Source organism: Micromonospora sp. GCM10011542, assembly GCF_042650685.1.
Classification (GTDB): Bacteria; Actinomycetota; Actinomycetes; order Mycobacteriales; family Micromonosporaceae; genus Micromonospora.
Genome location: NZ_JBHSBO010000058.1, coordinates 723664 through 746801, shown reverse-complemented (window position 1 = coordinate 746801; position 23138 = coordinate 723664). Strand labels below are relative to the sequence as shown.

The 23138-nt window shown below is 72.2% G+C and carries 22 protein-coding genes and 1 riboswitch; of the genes, 14 read left to right on the top strand and 8 right to left on the bottom strand.

The genetic code is table 11. From position 1 onward, the window contains the following. Window positions 1-163: 163 nt before the first annotated feature. From ACFOW4_RS24285 to ACFOW4_RS24270, 4 genes are all read left to right on the top strand, one after another. On the top strand, window positions 164-2035 hold the full coding sequence (locus ACFOW4_RS24285; RefSeq protein ID WP_377531543.1) for a M14 family zinc carboxypeptidase: 1872 nt from the start codon (window positions 164-166) through the stop codon (window positions 2033-2035). 166 nt (window positions 2036-2201) lie between these two features. Then, window positions 2202-2285, top strand: a riboswitch (cobalamin riboswitch). Between the two features lie 110 nt (window positions 2286-2395). Continuing rightward, the gene (locus ACFOW4_RS24280; RefSeq protein ID WP_377531542.1) at window positions 2396-3331 is read left to right on the top strand and encodes an ABC transporter substrate-binding protein; all 936 of its coding nucleotides are present in this window, start codon (window positions 2396-2398) and stop codon (window positions 3329-3331) included. A gap of 94 nt (window positions 3332-3425) precedes the next feature. Further along, window positions 3426-4487, top strand: a complete 1062-nt coding sequence (locus ACFOW4_RS24275; protein ID WP_377531740.1) for a FecCD family ABC transporter permease — start codon at window positions 3426-3428, stop codon at window positions 4485-4487. Next, window positions 4484-5293 (top strand): ABC transporter ATP-binding protein, encoded by an 810-nt coding sequence (locus tag ACFOW4_RS24270; protein WP_377531540.1) that lies wholly within the window; start codon window positions 4484-4486, stop codon window positions 5291-5293. The genes ACFOW4_RS24275 and ACFOW4_RS24270 overlap by 4 nt, the downstream gene beginning before the upstream one ends. A gap of 8 nt (window positions 5294-5301) precedes the next feature. On the opposite strand, the gene ACFOW4_RS24265 is transcribed toward ACFOW4_RS24270, so the two are convergent. The 6 genes from ACFOW4_RS24265 to ACFOW4_RS24240 all read right to left on the bottom strand — a co-directional run bounded on the left by ACFOW4_RS24265 (window position 5302) and on the right by ACFOW4_RS24240 (window position 11085). Next, on the bottom strand, window positions 5302-6066 hold the full coding sequence (locus ACFOW4_RS24265; protein ID WP_377531539.1) for a VOC family protein: 765 nt from the start codon (window positions 6064-6066) through the stop codon (window positions 5302-5304). 94 nt (window positions 6067-6160) lie between these two features. Then, window positions 6161-6898, bottom strand: a complete 738-nt coding sequence (locus ACFOW4_RS24260; RefSeq protein WP_377531537.1) for an ABC transporter permease — start codon at window positions 6896-6898, stop codon at window positions 6161-6163. A 13-nt stretch (window positions 6899-6911) separates the two neighbouring features. Further along, window positions 6912-7838: an ABC transporter ATP-binding protein gene (locus ACFOW4_RS24255; protein WP_377531535.1), complete on the bottom strand. Its 927-nt coding sequence runs from the start codon at window positions 7836-7838 to the stop codon at window positions 6912-6914. Continuing rightward, a complete protein-coding gene (locus tag ACFOW4_RS24250) occupies window positions 7835-8146 on the bottom strand; it encodes a transcriptional regulator (protein WP_377531533.1) in 312 nt (103 codons plus the stop codon). Before ACFOW4_RS24250 ends, ACFOW4_RS24255 begins: the two co-directional genes overlap by 4 nt. Continuing rightward, entirely contained in the window at window positions 8143-8781 is a 639-nt protein-coding gene (locus ACFOW4_RS24245; RefSeq protein ID WP_377531532.1) for a transporter, read from the bottom strand. The genes ACFOW4_RS24250 and ACFOW4_RS24245 overlap by 4 nt, the downstream gene beginning before the upstream one ends. Before the next feature lie 159 nt (window positions 8782-8940). Then, window positions 8941-11085 (bottom strand): HelD family protein, encoded by a 2145-nt coding sequence (locus ACFOW4_RS24240; RefSeq protein WP_377531530.1) that lies wholly within the window; start codon window positions 11083-11085, stop codon window positions 8941-8943. A 914-nt stretch (window positions 11086-11999) separates the two neighbouring features. Here ACFOW4_RS24240 and ACFOW4_RS24235 point away from each other — a divergent pair. Next, complete coding sequence (locus ACFOW4_RS24235) at window positions 12000-12851, top strand: menaquinone biosynthetic enzyme MqnA/MqnD family protein (protein ID WP_377531529.1); 852 nt, start codon at window positions 12000-12002, stop codon at window positions 12849-12851. Between the two features lie 90 nt (window positions 12852-12941). Here ACFOW4_RS24235 and ACFOW4_RS24230 read toward each other — a convergent pair whose 3' ends face one another. Beyond that, the gene (locus tag ACFOW4_RS24230) at window positions 12942-13898 is read right to left on the bottom strand and encodes a hypothetical protein (RefSeq protein ID WP_377531526.1); all 957 of its coding nucleotides are present in this window, start codon (window positions 13896-13898) and stop codon (window positions 12942-12944) included. After that, window positions 13898-14857: a hypothetical protein gene (locus ACFOW4_RS24225; RefSeq protein WP_377531525.1), complete on the bottom strand. Its 960-nt coding sequence runs from the start codon at window positions 14855-14857 to the stop codon at window positions 13898-13900. Before ACFOW4_RS24225 ends, ACFOW4_RS24230 begins: the two co-directional genes overlap by 1 nt. A 370-nt stretch (window positions 14858-15227) precedes the next feature. On the opposite strand from ACFOW4_RS24225, the gene paaA reads away from it, so the two are divergent. From paaA to ACFOW4_RS24180, 9 genes are all read left to right on the top strand, one after another. Beyond that, window positions 15228-16295, top strand: coding sequence for a 1,2-phenylacetyl-CoA epoxidase subunit PaaA (gene paaA, locus ACFOW4_RS24220; protein WP_377531523.1), 1068 nt, complete (start codon window positions 15228-15230; stop codon window positions 16293-16295). Beyond that, window positions 16292-16579: a 1,2-phenylacetyl-CoA epoxidase subunit PaaB gene (gene paaB / locus ACFOW4_RS24215; protein ID WP_377531521.1), complete on the top strand. Its 288-nt coding sequence runs from the start codon at window positions 16292-16294 to the stop codon at window positions 16577-16579. The genes paaA and paaB overlap by 4 nt, the downstream gene beginning before the upstream one ends. Then, the gene (gene paaC / locus ACFOW4_RS24210; protein ID WP_377531519.1) at window positions 16576-17301 is read left to right on the top strand and encodes a 1,2-phenylacetyl-CoA epoxidase subunit PaaC; all 726 of its coding nucleotides are present in this window, start codon (window positions 16576-16578) and stop codon (window positions 17299-17301) included. Before paaB ends, paaC begins: the two co-directional genes overlap by 4 nt. Next, window positions 17298-17825: a 1,2-phenylacetyl-CoA epoxidase subunit PaaD gene (gene paaD / locus ACFOW4_RS24205; protein WP_377531516.1), complete on the top strand. Its 528-nt coding sequence runs from the start codon at window positions 17298-17300 to the stop codon at window positions 17823-17825. The genes paaC and paaD overlap by 4 nt, the downstream gene beginning before the upstream one ends. Continuing rightward, entirely contained in the window at window positions 17822-18940 is a 1119-nt protein-coding gene (gene paaE, locus ACFOW4_RS24200) for a 1,2-phenylacetyl-CoA epoxidase subunit PaaE (RefSeq protein ID WP_377531514.1), read from the top strand. Before paaD ends, paaE begins: the two co-directional genes overlap by 4 nt. 71 nt (window positions 18941-19011) lie before the next feature. After that, on the top strand, window positions 19012-20202 hold the full coding sequence (mqnC, locus tag ACFOW4_RS24195) for a cyclic dehypoxanthinyl futalosine synthase (RefSeq protein ID WP_377531512.1): 1191 nt from the start codon (window positions 19012-19014) through the stop codon (window positions 20200-20202). A gap of 385 nt (window positions 20203-20587) precedes the next feature. Further along, on the top strand, window positions 20588-21844 hold the full coding sequence (locus tag ACFOW4_RS24190; RefSeq protein ID WP_377531510.1) for an LPXTG cell wall anchor domain-containing protein: 1257 nt from the start codon (window positions 20588-20590) through the stop codon (window positions 21842-21844). A 151-nt stretch (window positions 21845-21995) separates the two neighbouring features. Then, the gene (locus ACFOW4_RS24185) at window positions 21996-22706 is read left to right on the top strand and encodes a demethylmenaquinone methyltransferase (protein ID WP_377531508.1); all 711 of its coding nucleotides are present in this window, start codon (window positions 21996-21998) and stop codon (window positions 22704-22706) included. Between the two features lie 105 nt (window positions 22707-22811). Further along, window positions 22812-23036 (top strand): hypothetical protein, encoded by a 225-nt coding sequence (locus ACFOW4_RS24180; protein WP_377531505.1) that lies wholly within the window; start codon window positions 22812-22814, stop codon window positions 23034-23036. Window positions 23037-23138 lie beyond the last annotated feature (102 nt).

The window sequence follows — 23138 nt, the reverse complement described above, 5'->3', positions numbered from 1 at the left end:
CCCGGAAGGAAATTTCGCCAGATGTTCACGCATGGAAAATCGTTGCCGGAGTGATGGTCCACCTGGGATGGAGAATGCAGCGATTAATGTTGATATGACCATGTGACGGATGGTGAAGTGTCCCCCACCGAGCGGGATCTCCCGCCCATCGAGGAGGTTGTCCATGGCCCTCCGCACGCTCACCCCTCTCCGCCGCGTCCTGGTGCTCGCCGTTATCACCGGGTTGGGGCTCCTCACCGTCGCCACCGGTCCGGTCTCCGCCCGACCGGCACCGGACCGCAACGCCGAGCCGGCCGCCGCCGGCTACCGGGTGCTCGGACCCCGGACCTCCACCGACCGCAGCGCGGTGGCCCGGACGGGGGCCGCCATCGACTATTCGGAGCACGGCGTCCTGCACGTGTCGGCCACCCGGGCCGAGGCGGCCGCGATCACCCGGCTCGGCTTCCGGCTGGAGCCGCTCACCCCGCCGGCCGCGCCGGACACCGGCGACGTCGGCACCCTCGCCTTCCCGCCGGTCGACTCCAACTACCACGACTACGCGGAGCTGACCGCCGTGGTGAACCAGGCCGTGGCCGACCACCCGGGGATCGCCCGCAAGCTCAGCATCGGTACGTCGTACGAGGGCCGTGACCTGATGGCGGTGAAGATCTCCGACAACGTCGGCACCGACGAGAGCGAGCCGGAGATCCTGTTCAACGCCCAGCAGCACGCCCGCGAGCACCTGACCGTCGAGATGGCGATCTACCTGCTCAACCTCTTCACCGACAGCTACGGCAGCGACTCCCGGATCACCAACATCGTCAACAGCCGGGAGATCTGGATCGTGCCGACCGTCAACCCGGACGGCAGCGAGTACGACATCGCCACGGGCTCCTACCGCTCCTGGCGCAAGAACCGGCAGCCCAACAGCGGCTCGTCGGCGGTCGGCACCGACCTCAACCGCAACTGGTCCTACCAGTGGGGCTGCTGCGGCGGCTCGTCCGGCACCACCTCATCGGACACCTACCGCGGCCCGTCGGCCTTCTCCGCGCCGGAGACGCAGGCGTTGCGCACCTTCGTCAACAGTCGCGTGGTCGGCGGCGCCCAGCAGATCAAGGCGAACATCGACTTCCACACGTACTCGCAGCTGGTGCTCTGGCCGTTCGGCTACACCACCGCGAACAACCCCGCCGGGATGAGCGCCGACCAGTACAGCACCTTCGCCACCATCGGGCAGCAGATGGCGGCCACCAACAACTACACGCCGGAGCAGTCCAGCGACCTCTACGTCGCCGACGGCACCAGCATCGACTGGATGTGGGCCACCCACGGCATCTGGGCGTACACCTTCGAGATGTACCCGGGCTCGGCGACCGGCGGCGGCTTCTACCCGCCCGACGAGGTGATCCCCGCGCAGACCACCCGCAACCGCGAAGCCGTGCTGCTGCTCAGCGAGTACGCCGACTGCCCGTACCGGGCCATCGGCAAGCAGGCGCAGTACTGCGGCGGCGGTGGCGGCACCACGGTCTGGTCGGACACCTTCGAGACCGCCACCGGCTGGACCACCAACCCGGCCGGCACCGACACCGCTACCCTCGGCGCGTGGGAGCGGGGTGCCGCCCAGGCGACCACGTCCTCCGGCGCCAAGCAGCTCACCCCGTACGCCGGCGCCAACGACCTGGTCACCGGCCGGCTCGCCGGCTCCGCGGCCGGTGACCACGACGTCGACGGCGGCGTGACCAGCGCACGGTCCCCGGCGGTGACCCTGCCGTCGGCCGGCACGCTCACCCTCTCGCTGGCCTGGTACCTGGCGCACGGCTCGAACGCCTCGTCCGCCGACTACCTGCGGGTCAGCGTGGTGCACAACGGCGGTACCACCGCCCTGCTCACGCAGGCCGGCGCGGCGACCAACCGCAACGGCGGTTGGGCGCTGGCGAACCTCAACCTCACCCCGTACGCCGGCCAGTCGGTCCGCATTCTCGTCGAGGCGGCGGACGCCTCCGGCGCGAGCCTGGTGGAGGCCGCTGTGGACAACGTCACCATCACCGCCTCCTGATCGGGTGGGGCCCCGTCCCGCCCCCGACGGGGCCCCACCACCTACCAGTCCGCGTCGATCCGGGGCATATCGCCGTACCCGACGATCGTCGTGCGGCGATGTGTCCTTGATCAACGAGGTGGTCGCGAGGGGTGCGCTACCGTCTTACCGACCACTCCGCAGCGAAGCCGGTGCGAAACCGGCGCTGTCCCGCAACTGTGATGCCCCACCGACGAGCGCCTGCCGGCGTGACGGGTGGGGACGAGCCAGGTCGCCTGCGGCGCGGTCGCGACACGCGCTCTCGAGGAAGGGCGCCTCGCGGGCGGGCGCACCCAGATCCTGTCGGCGAAGCACCACACTCCTCGACCGACAGGAGGACCCATGTCCAGACGTACTCCCCGGCTCTTCGCCGCGACCCTCGCGGTCGCCGCGCTCGCCCTCGGCGCCTGCGCCGAGAAGAGCGCCGACCAGCCGACCGCCGGCGCCAGCTCGGCGGCCGCCGCCTACCCGGTCACGGTCGGCAAGCTCACCCTCGACAAGCGCCCCGAGAAGATCGTCTCCCTCTCGCCCACGGCGACCGAGATGCTCTTCTCGATCGGCGCCGGCCCGCAGGTGACCGCGGCCGACGACAACTCCAACTACCCCGCCGAGGCGCCCAAGAGCGACCTCTCCGGCTTCCAGCCGAACGCCGAGGCGATCGCCGCCAAGAGCCCGGACCTGGTGGTGCTCTCCAACGACACCAACAAGATCGTCGACCAGCTCGGCAAGCTCAAGATCCCGGTCTACCTGACTCCGGCGGCCACCACGCTGGACGACTCGTACCGGCAGATCACCGAGCTGGGCACGCTGACCGGACACGCCGACCAGGCGACCGACGTCACCACCCGGATGAAGGACGAAATCGCCAAGCTGGTCAAGGACCTGCCGCAGCGCGCCGAGAAGCTCACCTACTACCACGAGCTGGGCCCGGAGCTGTACAGCGCGACCAGCAGGACCTTCATCGGCTCGCTCTACGGCCAGGTCGGTCTCACCAACATCGCCGACCCGGCCGACGCGGACGGCAAGAACGGCGGCTACCCGCAGCTGTCCCAGGAGGTCATCGTCAAGGCCGACCCGGACTTCGTCTTCCTGGCCGACACCAAGTGCTGCCAGCAGAGCGCCGACTCGGTCAAGGCGCGCAGCGGCTGGGCCGGCCTGACCGCGGTGAAGAACAACCAGGTGGTCGCGCTGGACGACGACATCGCCTCCCGCTGGGGCCCGCGCGTTGTCGACCTGCTCCGGGCCATCGTGGACGCCGTCGCCAAGGTGCCGGCGTGACGATCGGCCGTCGGTGACCGGGGTGCCGCACGTGGCCGCCCCGGCACCAGCCACCCGTCCGGCCGGGACGCCATCGGCGGCCCGGGCCGGCGGGCTGCCGTCCCCAGCCCGGCCCGCCGGGCTGCGCAAGCGCTGGCTCGTCGCCGGCGTGCTCGCCGTGTTCGTCGCGCTGATCGCCGGGGTGTCCCTCGGCCCGGTCAGCCTGCCCCCGGGCAGTGTCGCCGCCGAGCTGCTCAACCTCATCCCCGGCGTGCACCTGGACAGCGGGCTGACCGAGCGGGAGACCGCCATCGTCACCGAGCTGCGACTGCCCCGGGTGGTGCTCGGCCTGCTGGTCGGCGGGCTGCTGGCCCTGGCCGGAGGCTGCTATCAGGGGGTGTTCCGCAACCCGCTGGCCGACCCGTACCTGCTCGGCGTGGCGGCCGGCGCGGGCCTCGCGGTCACCGCGGTCATCGCCCTCGGCGGCGTCGGCGTGGCGGGCGCGATCAGCGGGCTACCGCTGACCATCCCGCTGGCGGCCTTCGCCGGTTCGCTGCTCGCCGTGACGATGACCTACCTGCTCGGCGCCGCCGGCGGCCGGAGCCGCTCCCCGGCGATGCTGATCCTGGCCGGGGTGGCGGTCTCCGCGTTCCTCTCCGCCGGCCAGACGTACCTGCTGCAACGGCACTCGGACAGCATCCAGCCGGTCTACTCGTGGCTGCTCGGCCGGCTGGCCACCGCCGGCTGGCACGACGTGCTGCTGGTGCTGCCGTACGCCGCGGTGACCACCGTGGTGGTGCTGCTGCACCGCCGCGAGTTGGACGTGCTCGCCGTCGGCGACGACGAGGCAACCAGCCTCGGCCTGCACCCGCAGCGGTCCCGCTATCTGCTGATCGCCGCCGCCTCGCTGGGCACCGCCGCGGCGGTCTCCGCCACCGGCCTGATCGGCTTCGTGGGCATCATCGTGCCGCACACCGTCCGGCTGCTCGCCGGGTCGAGCTACCGGGTCATCCTGCCGCTGTCGCTGCTCTTCGGCGCCGCGTTCCTGGCGCTGACCGACGTGGTGGCCCGGACCGCCGCCGCCCCGGCCGAGATCCCGATCGGCGTGGTCACCGCGCTGCTCGGCGGCCCGTTCTTCGTGCTGGTGCTGCGTACCGCCCGCCGGGTGCTCACGTGAGCCCCGCCGCCGCTCACCCGGACCGCACCGCCGGACCCGCCGTCGAGGTCCGGGGGCTGCACGTCCGCCTGGACGGCGCGCCGATCCTCACCGGCGTCGACCTCACCGTCGCCGCCGGCGAGTGGGTTACCGTGATCGGCCCGAACGGCGCCGGCAAGTCGACCCTGTTGCGCGCCGTCGGTGGCCTGCTGCCCGCGCCGGGAGCCATCTCCCTGTTCGGTACGCCGAGCGCCGCACTGCGCCGCCGCGACCGGGCCCGGGTGGTGGCCACGGTGGCACAGTCCCCGGTGGTGCCGCCCGGCATGTCGGTGCTGGACTACGTGCTGCTCGGCCGTACCCCGTACATCGCGCCGCTCGGCCGGGAGTCCGCCGCCGACGTGGAGGCGGTGCACGAGGTGCTGACCCGGCTGGACCTCACCGGGTTCCACCGGCGCGAGCTGGCCACCCTCTCCGGCGGCGAACGGCAGCGCGTGTTCCTCGCCCGGGCGCTCGCCCAGGGCGCCACCCTGCTGCTGCTGGACGAGCCGACCAGCGCGCTGGACATCGGCCACCAGCAGGAGGTGCTGGAGCTGGTCGACCAGTTGCGCCGCGAGCACGGGCTGACCGTGCTGGCCACCATGCACGACCTCTCCGTCGCCGGCGAGTACGCCGACCGGATGGTGCTGCTCGCCGAGGGCCGGGTGGTGGCCGCCGGGACCCCCCGCGAGGTGCTCACCGAACACCTGCTGGCCACCCACTACCGGGCCAGCGTCCGGGTGGTCGACGGCGAGCACGGTCCCCTGGTCGTCCCGGTCCGCCCCCGCTGACCGGCGGCTCAGTCCGGGAGGTCGATGATGGAGAACAGCGCGCCCTGCGGATCGCGCAACGAGGCGAACCGGCCGGCGGGGATGTTCCGAGGCGGCACCAGGATGGTCCCGCCCAGCTCGGTGGCACGGGCCGCGGCGGCGTCCGCGTCGGCCACCGCGAAGTAGACCGTCCAGTACGCCGGCAGGTCCGCCGGGAAGTCGTCGGCCAGCGGCGGCATCATCCCGGCGACGATCCGCTCCCCGAGCCGCCAGCCGGTGTAGGTCATCCCGCCGACCGGCTGGTCGTCCGGCTGCCAGCCGAAGACCAGCTCGTAGAAGACCTTCGCGCCCTCCGGGTCCGGAGTGACCAGCTCGTTCCAGCTCATCGCGCCCGGCACGTTGAACACCTCGGCCCCGGGCATCGCCATCGGCTGCCAGACGCTGAACGTGGCACCCGCCGGGTCGGCGAAGACCGCCATCCGGCCCTGGTCGAAAACCTCGAACGGCGGCACCACGACCTGCCCGCCGGCCCGATCGACCCGCCTGGCGACCAGGTCCGCGTCGTCGGTGGCGACGTACGTCGACCAGATCGGCACCTGGTCCGGGATGGCCGGCGGCCCGACGCCGGCCACCGACCGGCCGTCGAGGAGGAAGACGGTGTAGCCGCCGGCCTCCGGCTCGGGCGCCACCCGGCCGGTCCAGCCGAACAGCTCCGGGTAGAAGCGCCGCGCGTCGGCCAGGTCCGGGGTGGCCAGGTCGGCCCAGCAGGGCGTGCCCGGCGGGACGGTGCTCACGTCAAGACCCCTCTCGGCCGGGGCGGCCACCACGGCCCCCTGCCGGAATCCTGGCACCGTCCGGCCGCGGCCCGGGGCGGAAACGGACGAATCGTCAGCTGAACCGGCGACCCTCGTCGCGCCGGTACGCCCAGCCGGCGAGCGCGGCGAGCAGCACGACCCAGACGCCGAGCATGATCAGCGACAGCGGCTGGACCGGGTAGTCACCGACCGCTGCCCAGATCAGTTCGGCCGCGCCCCGCGTGGGCAGGAACGGTGCGATCGTCTCGATGAACCCGGGCGCCTGACCCGGTGCGGAGAGCAGGCCGCCACCGAAGGCGAGCGGTAGGAAGACCACCTGCGCCACCACGATCGCCGCCTTGCTCGGCAGCGAGTAGCCGATGGCGAGCCCCATCAGCGTGAACGGCACCGAGATGACGGCCACCGTGCCGGCGGCCAGCAGGAACGCCGCCGGGCTGAGCCGGGCTGCGGTCAGCGTCGCGCCGATCACCACGACCGGGATCAGCGAGAGGTAGGTCAGCGCGAGGCCGGCCAGCACCCGGCCGGCGAACCGGGGCGCGGGCCCGGCCGGCAGGGTCCGGGTGTACGGGCTCCACGGCTGGTCGCGGTCCTCGGCGACGCCGACGCCGTACTGGAAGATGTTGGCGCTCATGACCGAGAAGGTGACCATCGACGCGGTGGCGAGGGTGGCGCCGGCCGGGTCGTCACCGGCGAACGGCACCACGAAAAAGATCATGGCGGCGGCCGGGAAGAAGGCGCTTCCGAACACGGCCACCGGAATCCGGATGATCTCCAGGAGCTGGTAGCGCGCGTGGACCAGGGCGAGCTGCACGGGGGTCGCCTCCTCAGACGGTGGTGGGTCGGTCGCCGGCGGTGGCGGTGACGGGTTGCTCCCCGGTGACGGGCGGCTCCCCGGTCGTGATGGCGAGGAACGCCTCCTCCAGCGAGGTGGGCCGGACCTCCAGATCGGCGAAGGCGGTCCCGGCGTTGACCAGCGCCCGGACCAGCTGGTCGGCGTCGGTGGTGAGCAGGTGCAGCCGGCCGTCGATCCGTTCCGTACGGACCACGCCGGGCAGCTCGGGCAGCTGGTCGGCGACCAGGCTGACCCGGCGTACGCCGACGATGCCGCGCACCGCGTCCACGGTGTCGTCGGCGAGCACCCGACCGCGCCCGATCACCACCACCCGGCGGGCCAGCGCCTCCAGCTCCTCCAGGTAGTGGCTGCTCAGCAGAACCGTTCCGCCGTCGTCGTGGAACGCCCGGATCGCGTCCCACAACGTGCGCCGGGCGGCCACGTCCAGGCCGGTGGTCGGCTCGTCGAGCAGGACCAGGCGGGGCCGGCCGACGAACGCCAGCGCCACTGCCAGCCGACGGCGCTGCCCGCCGGAGAGGCCGCCGGTCTGCCGCCGGGCGAGATCGCCCAGGCCGAAGCGGTCAAGCAGTTCTCCCCGGGGCGCCGGGTCCGGGTAGTGCGCCGAGACGAAGTCGACGACCTCGCCGACGCGCAGGGTGCCCGGCAGGCCGGTCTCCTGTGGAGTGACCCCGACCTGTCGCCGGGACGCCGGGTCGCGGGGGTCGCCGCCGAACAGCTCGACCCGCCCCGAGCTGGGCCGGCGCAGGCCGACCAGCAGGTTCAGCAGAGTGCTCTTGCCGGCGCCGTTGGGTCCGAGCAGGCCGACCAGCTCACCGTCCCGGACGTCGAGATCGACGCGATCGAGGGCGAGGACGTCACCGTACCGGCGGCTGGCCTGGTCGGCGCGGGCGAGGATCATGACGACTCCTTGGACTGGGTGGGATCGAGCAGGGCGCGGATGGCTTCGGTGTACTCCTCGAACGCCAGCCGGCCCCGCCGGCTCAGCCGGATCAGGGTGGCCGGTGTCCGTCCACGGTGGGTCTTGGTGACCTCGACGTAGCCGGCATCCTCGAGCTTGCGCAGATGCACGGAGAGGTTGCCGGGGGTCATCGCGAGCAGTTCCTGCAACCGGGGGAACGTCATCTGATCCCCTTCGGCGAGCGCGGAGAGGCTGGCCACGACCCGTAGCCGGGCCTGCGCGTGGATCACCGGGTCCAGGTCGGTCACCGCCGCCGCCTCCAGCGCAGGTGAGCGAGCAGGCCGGCGACCAGCATCCCGCCGCCGCCGGCCACCGCGACCAACAGCGCGTGCCAGCCCGGACCAGCGAGCGTGCTGGCCAGGCTGGTCAGGGTGATCCAGGCGCCCAGGAGGAACAGGTCCCGGTCCAGCCAGACCGCCCCGCCGGCCATGTACAGGACGCCGGTCAGCCCGACCGCGCTGGCCGACCACAGCAGCTGGGCCTGGTCGTGCGGCAGGTGGCCGGAAACCCGGGCCAGCGCCACGAACAGGGTCAGGAAGCCCAGAAACCAGGACCAGCCGTACCAGGCGCCGCGCCGGGCCGAATCCCCGGTCACCCGGCCGTGTGCCCGCGCGCCGGCCACCACCTCGACGGCCGCGGCGGCCCCGAGCAGAACGAGGAGGACGGTCAGCGGTAGCCAGTCGGGCAGCCGGACCAGCACCCGGCCGTCGGGGGAGTAGCGCAGGAAGATCAGCCCGAAGCCGACAAGCCAGGCGACACCCCATGGCCAGTAGGCCAGTCGGGGGTCCGGTGCGATCCGACGTACCGTGGCGGCCCGCTGGTCCTCGATCAGGCGGAGCGCGGCCGCGGCATCAGCCGGGGGGAGATCGTCGTTGTCGTTCATACAAAGCACTTTAAGATGCAAAGTCGAAAGCCGCTGTCCCCTATGTGTCTGTTCCGGTCGACGTCCTGCTCGCCTTCGCTGGGCCGGACGCGAACAGGCTCGATCGGCGCTGTCGGCTCGGGTGCCCTCTGCGGGGCCGGTGGCTCTGCCGGCTGACGGTCAGCGGAGCGGGACGGGCAGCGGCTCGGCGTGCAGCACGGAGAGCCGAGACACCGCGCGGGTGAGCACCACGTACAGCCGGTGCAGCCCGCGCGGCTCGGCCGCCACGATCGCGGCCGGCTCGACCACCACCACGTGGTCGTACTCCAGGCCCTTGACCAGCGTCGCGGGCACCACGGTGACGCGCGCCGCGGCGGCCACGTCGTCGGCGGTCGCGGTCGCGACGCCCGCGGCGCCCAGCGCCGCGCGCAGCCCGTCCACCGCGTCGTCGGCGGCGATCACGCCGACCGAGCCGTCGTGGGCGAGCGCCGCGTGCACCTCGGCCACCGTCGCGGCGGTCAGGTCGGTCACGGTACGCACGTCCAGTCCACCGTCGCGCCGCAGCGACTCGGCCGGCGGCACGTTCACGGCGAGCTCCGGCAGCAGCCGGTTGGCGAACGCGACCACCGCCGCCGGGACCCGGAAGCCGATGGTCAGTGGCACCACCACCGCGTCCGGTTTGCCCAGGTGGGCCAGGGACTCCCGCCAGTCGGTGGCCGCCCAGGGCGCGGTGCCCTGCGCCAGGTCGCCGAGGAGGGTGATCGAGCCGTGCTCGCTGCGCCGGGCGATGGCCCGGCACTGCATGGGGGAGAGGTCCTGAGCCTCGTCCACCACCACGTGCCCGAACCCGGAGGTCCGCTCCAGCAGCCCGGCGGCCTCGTCGATCAGCACCGCGTCCGCGGCGGTCCAGCGGGTCGCCTTCGCGGTACGGGCCGGCTTCGGCCAGCGGAGCTGCGCCTGCTCGGCGTCGGTGAGCAGCCCGTCGGCCGCGGCGGCCAGGCGGACCGGGTCGGCCAGCAGCCCGTGCACCAACCCCTCCGGGCTGAGCGCCGGCCAGACCGCGTCCAGCAGGTCGGTCACCGGCCGGGACTTACCCATCCGGCGCAGCCAGGCGTCGCTCGGGGACTCCGCCCGGCGCGCCTCGGCCTGCCGCTGCAGCAGGCCCACCACCCGGGCGCGCACCCGTTCCCGGCCGGTGCCGTACGCCAACCCCTCCCGGCGGGTCTCCTCGACGATCCGGTGCAGCGGCTCCAACCCGATCCGCCACCGAAACGAGCCGTCCGAGACGGTGATCGGCTCGGTGGGCGTACCGATGTGCGCCTGCACGGCACGGTGCAGCACGGCGGCCATCCGCGCGTCGTGCTTCAGGGCGGCGACGGCCGATGGCTCGACCGCCCGCACCGGTACCCGGGAGAGCAGATCCTCCACCGTCGCCTGCTCGACCTCGACCTCGCCCAGCGCCGGCAGCACCGCCGCGATGTACGACAGGAACGCCCGGTTCGGCCCCACGATCAGCACGCCCGCGCGGCGCAGCCGCTCGCGGTGCAGGTACAACAGGTACGCCGCCCGGTGCAGGCCGACCGCGGTCTTGCCGGTGCCCGGCGCGCCCTGCACGCAGATCGAGTCGGCCAGGTCGGCCCGCACCAGTTCGTCCTGCTCGGGCTGGATGGTGGCGACGATGTCCCGCATCGGCCCGACACGCGGGCGCTCGATCTCGGCGGTGAGGATCCGGCTAGTGGTGCCCAGTTCCTCACCCCGGTCCAGCCGCTCGTCCTCGAAGCTGGTCAGCACCCCGCTGCTGAAGCCGAACCGGCGTCGGACCGCCACCCCCTGCGGATCCCGCGCGCTGGCCCGGTAGAACGACCGCGAGACCGGCGCCCGCCAGTCCAGCACCAACGGCTCACCCCGCTCGTCCGAGACATGCCGCCGCCCGACGTGGTACCGCCGCCCGGCATGGTCACCGCCGCCGCCGCTCGCGCGGCTGCTGCCCGTGTCGCCGGGCGTGCTCGACTGGGCGCTGCTGCTGCTGCTGCGGTCGGTGGAGGCGTCGTCGGTGTCGGTGGTGTCGTCGGCGGTTCCGCCGAAGTCGAGGCGGCCGAAGAAGAGCGGGGTGGTCGGATCATCGGCCAGTTCGGCGACCCGGCGGGCCAGCGTGCGCCCGAGCGTCTCGGCGGCGTAGGCGTCGCCGGCCACCTGGTCGCCGGTGGCGAAGAGCGCCTCGGCGCGCTCCCGCATCCGCCCCAGCGCCGCCCGGGAAGTGGCCAGATGCTGGCGTTCGGCCGTGAGATCCGTGTCGAGTTCGGTGTCAAGGTCAACTGCGGGCACGCTGACGTCCAATCGTTCACATCTGCTGCTCGCTCGCGTGTCCGGGGGCGGATGGCCGCCCGCCCGGCGCGGGGACGTCCGTTACGGTGCAGCTCACCTCGGCCGTCAAGCGGCCTGCAACCTTACGCTCCCACTCGACCACCTTCCAGCGAATTACCCATGCCGCCACCCGTTCGATGCGGCGTGTCGTTGAGCCGACGAGCTTGCTCCGGCCCCAGCGCAGCGCACGCGTTGCAGGCGGAGCCGGCAGCGCCAGTTCAGCCTGGTCGGCCAGGTCGGGCGCGACGTGGGTGAGGATGCGCTCCCCGAGGCGACGCAGGATGCCCGGGTCGAACCGGTCGGCCCAGGTGATCAGCAGCTAGGCGGCCTTGTCCGCCACCTCCGGTCCTGCCTCGATCGGGAGGGCCGCGATCGTCTCGGCCACCACCCGGCCCTGCTCGACGGTGATGGCGCCGGTGCGCATGGCGTCCCCACCGCCGCTGGCGCGGCATCGACGGTGGCCGCGAGCTCGACCAGCTGGCGAGCGGATCGACCGGAGACCCGGAGCCGCTCCTGCAGCCACACGGCGGTGGACGACGCGCCGCGGGCAACGGCCAGGCCGCGGGCATCCACCTCGCGAACCAGGCCGAGCTGCACGGTGGCCAGCCGCTGTGCCACCGCGTGCGCCGTGCCGAGCGACGCGAGCAGTTCCTCGTCGGAGAGCGCCCACGGGGCGGCCTCGGCGCAGTCGTCGACTGCCCCGCCCGCCCGCGCCAACGCCCCCAACATGAAGCTGCGATAGAACAGATGTACGACAATTTTCGGCCCTGCGCGCGTGGCCCGCGACAGCACCGGTCGAGTGGTGTGGATGCGGGGTTGGCCACTCCCGGACGGCCCGCCGAGCCGGCGCCGGAGGCCGGAGATACGGTCGGGTCATGGCTGAGCGCATCGCACGTCCCCGGGTCGGGCACATCCAGTTCCTCAACTGCCTGCCGATCTACTGGGGTCTGATGCGGTCCGGTGCCCTGCTCGACGTTGACCTGCACAAGGACACGCCGGACCGGTTGAACACCGCGCTGGTCGCCGGTGACCTGGACATCGGCCCGATCTCGCTGGTGGAGTACCTGCGGCACGCCGACGAACTCCTTCTGCTGCCGGACCTGGCGGTGGGCAGCGACGGTCCGGTGCTCTCGGTCAACGTCGTCTCCACCAAGCCGCTCACCGAGCTGGACGGCGCCCGGGTGGCGCTCGGTTCGACCTCGCGGACGGGGGTGCTGCTGGCCCAGCTGCTGCTCGGCGAGCGGTACGGGGTCAGGCCCGACTACTTCCGCTGCCCGCCCGACCTGACGCAGATGCTGCTGGAGGCCGACGCCGGGGTGGTGATCGGGGACGTGGCGCTGCGCGCCCTCTACGAGGCGCCGCGCCGGGGCCTGGCGGTCACCGACCTCGGGCAGGCGTGGCGGGAGTGGACCGGTTTGCCGATGGTCTTCGCGGTCTGGGCGGTCCGGCGCGACTTCGCCGCCGCCCACCCGGGCCTGGTCAAGGAGGTGCACGAGGCGTTCCTGCGCTCGCGCGACCTCTGCCTGGCCGAGCTGGACCAGGTCGCCGAGGCGGCGGCCCGGTGGGAGCCGTTCGACGCCGAGACGCTGGCGACGTACTTCCGGACCCTCGACTTCTCCCTGGGTGACCGGCAGGTCGCCGGTCTGCGCGAGTTCGGCCGACGGGCCGCGGCGCTGGGTGAGGCCCCGGCTCTGCCCGAGGGCGGCCCGGAGTTCTTCGCCGGCTGAGTACCCGGTCGCTGCCGGGCACCGGCAGCCGGACGTGGTAAGCGCCGGCGTTCCCCATCGGGAGACGCCGGCGCTGGACGAGATCGTGGATCAGACACCGGGGCGGAGCAGCGCCTTGGTGATCTTCTCGCAGTTGTCCATGCCGTACTCGTAGCCCATGCCGATCGGGTAGCGGACCATCACGCCCATCGTCCAGGTGTCGCCGACGGCCAGGCAGTTGATGTGCATCTCCTGCTCCTTGGTCCGGTCGATCCACCCATTCTTGATGGCGATCTGCTTCTGCTCGGCGGCCGGGAACGCCTTGCGGATGCCGAAGTCACCGGCTCCGCGGACCAGCCGCATCTCGTTGAGCAGCCACTTGGTCCACTTCGGCCCGGCGGCGGTGCCGGTGGCGATGCAGTTGCCCAGCCGTGCGGTGTCCCGGGGGGAGAGGGCCGTCCGGCTCCAGCCTCCGTCGGCGGCGACGCTGCTGTCGGTCAGCTCGCACATGGAGATCAGCCGCTTGATCGAGGCGGACCGGCCGACCGAGTTGTAGAACTGCTCGGCCCGGGTGTTGTCGCTGTCCCGAATGATCTTCGTCGCGTCGGAGAGCTTGGCGTCGCTCGGGGTCTGGCCGTCGTCGGCCGCGCGGCGCAGGTAGTCGGCGACGATCCACGACTTGATCATCGACGCGGTGGTGTTGGTCTCGGCCATGTTCTTCGAGCCGATGATCTTCCCGGTGCGGCGGTCCAGCACGCTCCAGGAGTACCAGCCCTCGATGTCCAGCTTGAGGTCCTTGGCCTGGAACGGCAGCGGCTCCAGCGAGGGGCTGGGGCTCGGCTGCGGTGCCGGCTGCCGGGCTCTGCGGTCGGTGGGCGTACCGGTGGACCGGTCGCTGCTGGTCCCGGAGTCGCCCCATCTGGCGGCGACGGACGACTCGAACGGCGAGCCGGGCAGCAGTCGCAGCGAGACCAGCACCAGCCCGATCAGGATGACCGCGATGGCGATCAGCCGCAGCGGGGACGCCTCGTTGCCGCCGCGCCGGGCAGCCCGGCGATTGCCCGCCATCAGAGCTTGCCGACCGGCTGCTGCGGCACCTTGAGCGCGGCGCCCGGCTGCGGGGTGACCAACTGGGTGGCCACGCTGGCGCACACCTGCGCGCCGTAGCTCAGCGGGCTCTTGGCTGGGTAGCGCAGCATCACCGCGAGGCTCCACTTGCTCGTGATCGCGAGGCAGTTGACATGCCAGTTGCCGTCGTAGCCCAGTTGGGTCCAGCCGTTCTTGATGCTGACCGGGCCCTGGGCGGTGATCGACTTGGGCAGGCCATCGATGATCCCCCAGCGGCCACCGCCCTGCCTGGCCTTCTGGTCCTTGGCGGCGGCGGTGCCGCGCACCTTGCTCATCTCGTCCAGCAGGTAGGGGGTCCACTTCGAGCCAGCGGCCTTGCCGTCGCCGATGCAGTCGCCGAGCCGGACGGCGTCCCGGGGGGACATGCGGGTGAAGCTCCACCAGCCGACGTAGCCGGGCACATTGCCGGGCTTCGTGTCGGTCAGCCCGCACGTGCTGATCATCCGCTTGATCGTGCCGGACCTGCCGACCGCCGCGTAGAGGGCGTTCGCCGCGTCGTCGTTGCTGTCCCGGATGGCGGTGGTGATGTTCTTCTTCATGGCCACCGAGAGCGGCTTTTCGCCGAGTTGCCGCAGGTAGTCGGCGGCGAACCAGGACTTGATCATGGACTCGGTCGAGTTGGGCGCGGCCATGTTCGACGAGCCGGAGATCTTGCCGGTCTGCCGGTCCATGAGCGCCCAGGAGAAGTACTCGCCCTTGAAGGTCACCGACACCGGGCCGGGGGCCAGCGTGGGAGGTGGCGGTGGAGTGGGCGCGGGCGCGGCGACGCTCCCGGCGCCGCCTCCGCCGCCTCCGCTGGCGTCGTCACCGGCGAGCCGGGCGTACGCGGCGGGGACGATCAGGACGCCACCGAGCAGGACCGCCACGACGGCGAGCACCATGGTCACGCGGGATCGCATGAGTTGGGTGAGCTCCAGATGTCAGGGCCGGGGGGACCGGCTTGTTGTCCGGGCGGATCGGTGCGATCGCCGAGGCCGGGGGAGGGCCTCTGTGGAGCCGGCGATCGTCGGCAGCCGATCGGGTGACCGGCAGAAGTCTACGTCCGAACCGGCCGACCGCTAGAACCCGACACCTGCCACGTTGCTGTGAAGGCGGGATATCGAACCGGTATGCCGCTTGTGGGGGCATTCATGTTCCCTGCGTGAGCCAAGTCATAGCCGCCGTCGTAGCGGTGGGTAGCTGCGAGGCGCCCATTCGTGACGGAAGGTGACTCGGGTTTCCTGTTACACCCCCTGGCGCAACGGGGCGCAAGCTGTAACACTTGTCCTCATGTATGGCAACGACTTCTCCGCGCCGGAGGACGCACCCGGCGGCGGCCTGCTCGGCGAGGTCGAGGCGGCGGAGGCCGACCTGCGCGCGGCCGCGGCGCGGCAGCGGCGCGGCGGGCCCGCGCCCGACGAGGACCTCGCGGCGTACTTCGCCGAGGTCATCGACGCCGACCAGAAGATCGAGCCGCGCGACTGGATGCCGGAGGCGTACCGCCGGACGCTGATCCGGCAGATCGCTCAGCACGCCCACTCCGAGATCATCGGGATGCAGCCGGAGGGGAACTGGATCAGCCGGGCCCCGTCGCTCAAGCGCAAGGCGATCCTGCTGGCCAAGGTGCAGGACGAGGCGGGCCACGGGCTCTACCTGTACGCCGCCGCCGAAACCCTCGGCATCAGCCGCGACGAGCTGGTCCGGCTGCTGCTCGACGGGCGGCAGAAGTACAGCTCGATCTTCAACTACCCGACCCTCACCTGGGCCGACATGGGTGCGATCGGCTGGCTGGTGGACGGCGCCGCGATCGTCAACCAGGTGCCGCTCTGCCGCTGCTCGTACGGCCCGTACGCCCGGGCGATGATCCGGGTCTGCAAGGAGGAGTCGTTCCACCAGCGGCAGGGCTACGAGATCCTGCACACTCTGTCGCACGGCACCGACGCGCAGAAGGCGATGGCCCAGGACGCGGTGGACCGCTGGTGGTACCCGTCGCTGGCCATGTTCGGCCCGCCGGACGGCGACTCCACCCACTCCGGCCAGTCGATGGCGTGGAAGATCAAGCGCTTCTCGAACGACGAGCTGCGCCAGCGCTTCGTGGACATGTGCGTCCAGCAGGCCGAGATCCTCGGGCTGCGCCTTCCCGATGAGGACCTGCGCTGGAACGAGGAGCGGCAGGCGTACGACTACACCCAGCCCGACTACGACGAGCTGATGCGGGTGATCAAGGGCGACGGGCCGTGCAACCGGGAGCGGATGGCACGCCGCCGGGCCGCGCACACCGAGGGCGCGTGGGTCCGCGAGGCCGCCGCGGCGTACGCCGCCAAGCGAGCCGGAACGAAGGAGAAGGTTGCCGCGTGAGTACCGAACACTCGCCTCTCTGGGAGGTCTTCGTGCGGGCCCGGCGCGGGTTGTCGCACACCCACGTCGGCAGCCTGCACGCGCCCGACGCCGAACTGGCCCTGCGCAACGCCCGGGATCTCTACACCCGGCGGCAGGAGGGCGTGTCGATCTGGGTCGTACCGGCCGCCGCGATCACCGCGTCCAGCCCGGACGAGAAGGACGCCTTCTTCGACCCGGCCGCCGACAAGGTCTACCGCCACCCCACCTTCTACGACGTGCCGGACGGGGTGGCCCACCTGTGAACGGCCCCTTCGACTTCACCCTCCGGCTCGGTGACGACGCGCTCATCGCCGCGCAGCGGCTGGCCGAGTGGACCACCCGCGCGCCGGAGATGGAGGAGGACATCGCGCTGGCCAACATCGCCCTCGACCAGCTCGGCGCGGCCCGCCTGCTGCTGTCGTACGCGGGTGAGCTGGAGGGCGCCGGCCGCGACGAGGACGCGCTGGCCTACCTGCGCGACGACCGGGAGTTCCGCAACGCGCTGCTGGTCGAGCTGCCCAACGGCGACTTCGCGGTGACCATGGCGAAGCTGCTCTTCCTGTCGGCGTACCAACTGCCGCTCTACACCGCGCTGGCCGGCTGTGCCGACGAGCGGCTCGCCGCGATCGGCGCCAAGGCCCGCAAGGAGTCGGCGTACCACCTCGACCACAGCGCGCTGTGGGTGAAGCGGCTCGGCGACGGCACCGAGGAGTCGCACCGCCGGATGCAGGCCGCGGTCGAGCAGGTCTGGCCGTACGTCCACGAACTTTTCGCCGCCGAACCCGAGGCGCCGGTCGACCCGGCCACCCTGCGGCCGGCGTTCGACGACACGGTCGCCGCGGTGCTCGACGAGGCCACGGTGACCCGTCCGGACGGCGGTTGGGCGCCGGCCGGCGGCCGGGACGGCGTGCACACCGAGCACCTGGGCTACCTGCTCGCCGAGATGCAGGTGCTGCACCGCGCCCATCCCGGAGCACGCTGGTGAGCGCGCCCGGAGCGGCCCAGCGGAGCCTCGCGGTCGACGAGCGCGCGTCGACCGACGCGAGGGCGGCCGTGGCGAGCGTGGTCGACCCGGAGATCCGGGTGGTCACCATCGAGGAGCTGGGCATCCTGCGGGCGGTCGACGAGGATCCCGCCAGCGGCCGGGTCACCGTCACCATCACACCGACCTACACCGGCTGCCCCGCGATGGACGTGATCCGGGCCGACATCCGCCGGGCGCTGGCCGCCGCCGGCCACCCGGACTCCGAGGTCCGCACGGTCTACAGCCCGCCGTGGAGCACCGACTGGATCTCCGACGACGGGCGGGCGAAACTCGCCGCCGCCGGGATCGCCCCGCCGGCTCCGGTACGCACCGGCACGGCGGTGCCGCTGACCCTCGCGGTCCGCTGCCCGCTCTGCGGGTCGCCGGAGACCGAGCAGGTCAGCCGGTTCGGCTCCACCGCGTGCAAGGCGCTCTGGCGCTGCCGGTCCTGCTCCGAACCCTTCGACCACGTGAAGGCGCTGTGACAGTCACCATCACCCGACCGGTCCGTCGCCGGCCGGTCTTCCACCCACTGTCGGTCGCCGCCGTCGACCGGCTCACCGACGACGCCGTGGCGGTCACCTTCGCCGTACCCGAGGAACTGCGGGAGACCTTCGCGTTCCGCGCCGGTCAGCACCTCACGCTCCGGCTGCCCGGTGCCGTCGGCGCGGACGGCGCCGACGTGCGCCGGTCGTACTCCATCTGCTCCACTCCGGACGACCTGGCCCGGCACGGCCGGTTGCGGATCGGGGTGCGGGAGATCCCGGGCGGCGCCTTCTCCGGGTACGCCTGCGGTGCGCTGCGCGGCGGCGACACCGTGGAGGTGCTGCCGCCGTTGGGCCACTTCACCACGGCCTTCACGCCCGAGCGGGTCCGCCACTACGGCGCGGTCGTCGCCGGCTCCGGCATCACCCCGGTGCTCGGCCTGGTCGCCGCGGCCCTGGCCGTCGAGCCGGCCAGCACTTTCACCCTGGTGTACGGCAACCGCACCGCGAACACGGTCATGTTCGCCGAGGAACTGGCCGATCTGAAGGACCGGTACCCCACCCGGCTGCACCTGGTGCACGTGCTCTCCCGCGAGCAGGGCGAGTCGCCGCTGCTGTCCGGGCGGATCGACGCCGATCGGCTGGGCCGGCTGCTGGACACCATCGTGCCGGGGGACGTCATCGAGGAGTGGTTCCTCTGCGGCCCGTACGGCATGGTGATCGACGTCCGCGACGTGCTGACCGCGCGCGGGCTCCCCGAGTCCGCGGTGCACACCGAGCTGTTCCACGTCGACGCGCCGCCGGAGCCGGTGCGCCGCCCCAGCGACGAACCGGGCGCCGGAGCGGAGGTCACCATCGTGCTGGACGGCCGGTCGTCGAGCTTCACAATGGGCCGCGAGGAGCGGGTGCTGGACGCCGCGCTGAAGGTGCGCGGCGAGCTGCCGTACGCCTGCAAGGGCGGGGTCTGTTCGACCTGCAAGGCGAAGGTCGTCGACGGCGCGGTGTCGATGGCCCGCAACTACGCCCTGGAGCCCGACGAGGTGGCCGCCGGCTACGTGCTCACCTGCCAGTCCAGCCCGACCACCGACAAGCTCACGGTCGACTACGACGCGTGACTAGGCCGGAGACGTCACACCGGGGTGGGCGCTCGTCGGTGGACCGGAGGCGGCGACGTAGGCTCGGAGGCGTGACGGTGAGCCGGGAGATCGACGACATCCTGCAGCGTGGCGCGGACGGCGGGCGGATCACGCCCGAGGAGGCCCTGCTGCTCTACACCGAGGCGCCCTTCCACGCGCTGGGCGAGGCCGCCGACGCGGTGCGCCGGCGGCGCTACCCGGACAACATCGTCACGTACCTGATCGACCGCAACATCAACTACACCAACGTCTGCGTGACGGCCTGCAAGTTCTGCGCCTTCTACCGGGCGCCGAAGCACGCCGAGGGCTGGACCCACCCGACCGAGGAGATCCTGCGCCGCTGCGGCGAGGCGGTCGAGTTGGGCGCGACCCAGGTGATGCTCCAGGGCGGGCACCACCCCGACTACGGCGTGGAGTACTACGAGCAGCTCTTCTCCTCGGTCAAGCAGGCGTACCCGCAGCTGGTCATCCACTCGATCGGGCCGAGCGAGATCCTGCACATGGCCAAGGTCTCCGGGGTCAGCCTGGACGAGGCCATCGCCCGGATCAAGACCGCCGGCCTGGACTCGATCGCCGGCGCCGGCGCGGAGATGCTGCCCGAGCGACCGCGCAGGGCCATCGCGCCGCTGAAGGAGTCGGGCGAGCGCTGGCTGGAGGTCATGGAGCTGGCCCACCGGCAGGGCATCGAGTCGACCGCCACCATGATGATGGGCACCGGCGAGACGCACGCCGAGCGGATCGAGCACCTGCGGATGATCCGCGACGTGCAGGACCGCACCCGCGGCTTCCGGGCGTTCATCCCGTGGACGTACCAGCCGGAGAACAACCACCTCAAGGGCCGCACCCAGGCCACCACACTGGAGTACCTGCGGCTCGTCGCCGTGGCCCGGCTCTTCTTCGAGACCGTGCCGCACCTGCAGGCGTCCTGGCTGACCACTGGCAAGGACGTCGGGCAGCTGTCGTTGCACATGGGCGTGGACGATCTCGGCTCGATCATGCTGGAGGAGAACGTCATCTCCTCGGCCGGCGCCCGGCACCGCTCCAACCTGCACGAGCTGATCGGCATGATCCGTTCGGCGGACCGGATCCCGGCCCAGCGGGACACCCTCTACAACCGGCTGGCCGTGCACCACACGCCCGCCGACGACCCGACCGACGAGCGGGTGGTCTCGCACTTCTCCTCGATCGCGATGCCCGGCGGCGGGGCTGGGAAATCGCTGCCGCTGGTCGACGCCAACTGACCCGTTCGGAGGACGGCCGACCGCTGCACCTGGCCGCTGGCCCGTCACCCTGCACAATCCCTGGTGGGGCGATGGGCACAGCTCGGAAACGATCCAGGCGCAGGGATGGCGGGGGGCGATCCGCGATCGCTAACGTGCGGCCGACGAATCGTTGAGCGTCCCTGCCTTCCTGGCGGTGGACGCCATGTCCTCCATCGGCCCATGAGGGCCGTTCACATAACGCACGGCGGTACGGGCGGGATGGGTGACCATCCCGCCCGTACCGTCTCACCGGTCTGGCCCGGACGGGCGGAAAGCCGCCGTCGATGCTGGCGCCGGGGATCGACGTCCGATAATGTCCGCTCGTTTCCGCAACCATTCTTTCTTCCCTAACCCCGGGGGATCGATGACACCGTTTTACCGCTCGACCCTGACCCGCGTGGGCACCGTGGCCCTGCTCGCGGCCGGTGGCCTCGCCACCGTCGCGGCACCGGCGCACGCCGCCGACCAGGCCGATCTGGCGCTCACGCCGCTCAGCTACAACCTGGCCAAGGGCGTCAAGGAGGCCAAGGCCAAGCCGTTCAAGTTCCAGGTCGACAACACGCGCGGCACGGTCGACGCCAAGGACGTCCGGGTCACCGTGGAGACCAACGGCCTCGAGGACCGCAAGGTCGGCGTACTCGTGCCGGACGGCTGCGACATCGCCGGCACGGCCTTCACCTGCCTGCTCGGCGACCTGGCCGCCGGCACCACCGAGGACTTCGGCATCCCGCTCTTCTCCACCGGCGGGCGCGGCGAGGCCGGCACGCTGGTGGTCACCATCAGCTCGGCCACCGCCGACCCCAACCCGGACGACAACACGGTCGAGCAGAAGATCACCGTGACCAAGCGCGGCTACGACCTGACGACCTGGGTGCAGGACGTCTACGCAGACGTGGCAGTGGACGGCGACGAGGCGGGCGAGTCCCAGCTCACGCCGGTGCGTCCCGGCGAGACCGCGCCGCTGGACTGGGCGGTCTACAACGACGGCAGCCGCAAGGCCACCGGAGTGGCGTACGGGATCACACTGCCGGCCGGCGTCGCCTTCGCCGAGCTGCCGGAGGGCTGCGCCGAGCAGCCGCTGAACGGCCTCGCCAACGCGTACTGCGAGGACTCCGGTGTGGTGCTGCGGCCGGGTCAGTTCTACACGGCCGACGTGCGGGTGAAGGTCGCCGCGGACGTGACTCAGCCGGTGCTCCGGCCCGGTTTCGTGTGGGCCAAGGGTCTGGACGTCGCCGAGGGCAGCCCCGAGGAGCAGCCGAAGGTGGCCAGCGACGCCCAGCGTCGGGCGTTCACCGAGACCGACGACGGGGACAACACCGCGCAGTTCGACGTCTTCGTCGACCTGGCCACGCAGCCGACCCCCACGCCGACTCCGACCGTGACCCCGACCCCGACGGTGACCCCGACCTCCGGTGGCACGCCCACACCCGGCGCGACCACGTCGCCGGGTGCCGGCGGTGGCGGCTCCGCCGGTGGCGGGCTGCCGGTGACCGGTGTGCAGGTCGGCCTGATCGGCGGTATCGGCGGCGCGATCCTGCTGGTGGGTGGGGCGCTCCTGGTGCTCTCCCGGCGGCGCAAGGTCGTCCTGGTCGCTCCCGGCGACGAGACGTCGACCGACTGACGAGGTCGTCGGCGGCCGACGCGGGGATCGGCGGCTGACGCAACCGTGACGCGAGGGCGGGGTGGGCGACCATCCCGCCCTTTCGCGTGCCGGAGGTCTGCGCGCACCACCCAGCGGTCGCAGTTCTCGCCGCGGCTGGCAGAGTGGAGGGGTGAGCCGTACCCCGCAGGGCCAGCGCGCCAGCCTGGACAAGCAGCCGCACGAGGTCGCCGCGATGTTCGACGGCGTGGCGGAGCGTTACGACCTGACGAACACGGTGCTGTCCTTCGGGCAGGACCGGTCCTGGCGTCGGGCGACCCGGGCGGCGCTCGGCCTGCGGCCGGGCGAGCGCGTGCTGGACGTGGGTGCGGGGACCGGCGTGTCGACCCAGGAGCTCGCCCAGTCCGGGGCGTACGCGGTCGGCGCCGACCTGTCGCTGGGAATGCTGTACGCGGGCAAGCGGAGCCGCCCAGCGGTGCCGCTGCTGGCCGGGGACGCGTTGCGACTGCCCTTCGCCGACGGCAGCTTCGACGCGGTGACCATCTCCTTCGCGTTGCGCAACGTCAACGACACCGACGCCGCACTGCGCGAGCTGGCCCGGGTGACCCGTCCCGGCGGGCGGCTGGTGGTCTGCGAGTTCAGCACGCCGGTCAACCCGGCCTTCCGCACGGTCTACCTGTCGTATCTGATGCGCTCGCTGCCGGCGGTGGCCCGGGCGGTGTCCAGCAACCCCGAGGCGTACGTCTACCTCGCCGAGTCGATCCGGGCCTGGCCGGACCAGTCCGCGTTGGCGGGTCGGATCGGCGCGACCGGCTGGGGTCGGGTGGCGTGGCGGAACCTGACCGGCGGCGTCGTCGCCCTGCACCGGGCGGTCCGCGACTAGGCGGCGGTCGGCCGCCGGTCGACCGGCGGCCCCGACTGGATGACACCATCCCTCTCGTTTCGGGAAAGTCCGACTTCGGTCCACTTTGCCCTTTACGCTCGTCGCATGACGGGACGAGACCCGGCGGGCCCGGTGGCCGCCACCGACGACGACGCGGCCGAACTCATCGCGCAGTTGCGGGAACTCGCCGGCGCCGATCCGGCGGACGTCCGTCAGGTGGTCGCCGAGGTGTTGGCGGCGCTGGACCGCGCGGCCGGAGGTGCGTTGCGCGAGCATCTGCCGGAGACGATCCGGGTCGATGCCGGCCTGGATGCGTCCAGTCCGGCCTGACACCCGGCCGCTGTGGACACTCGCTGAGTGTCACATCACCGAGTTAGGTACCCCTCATCCGGTGCAGGTATGACGCCGGTCATAGACTGCTCCCGTCTGGGC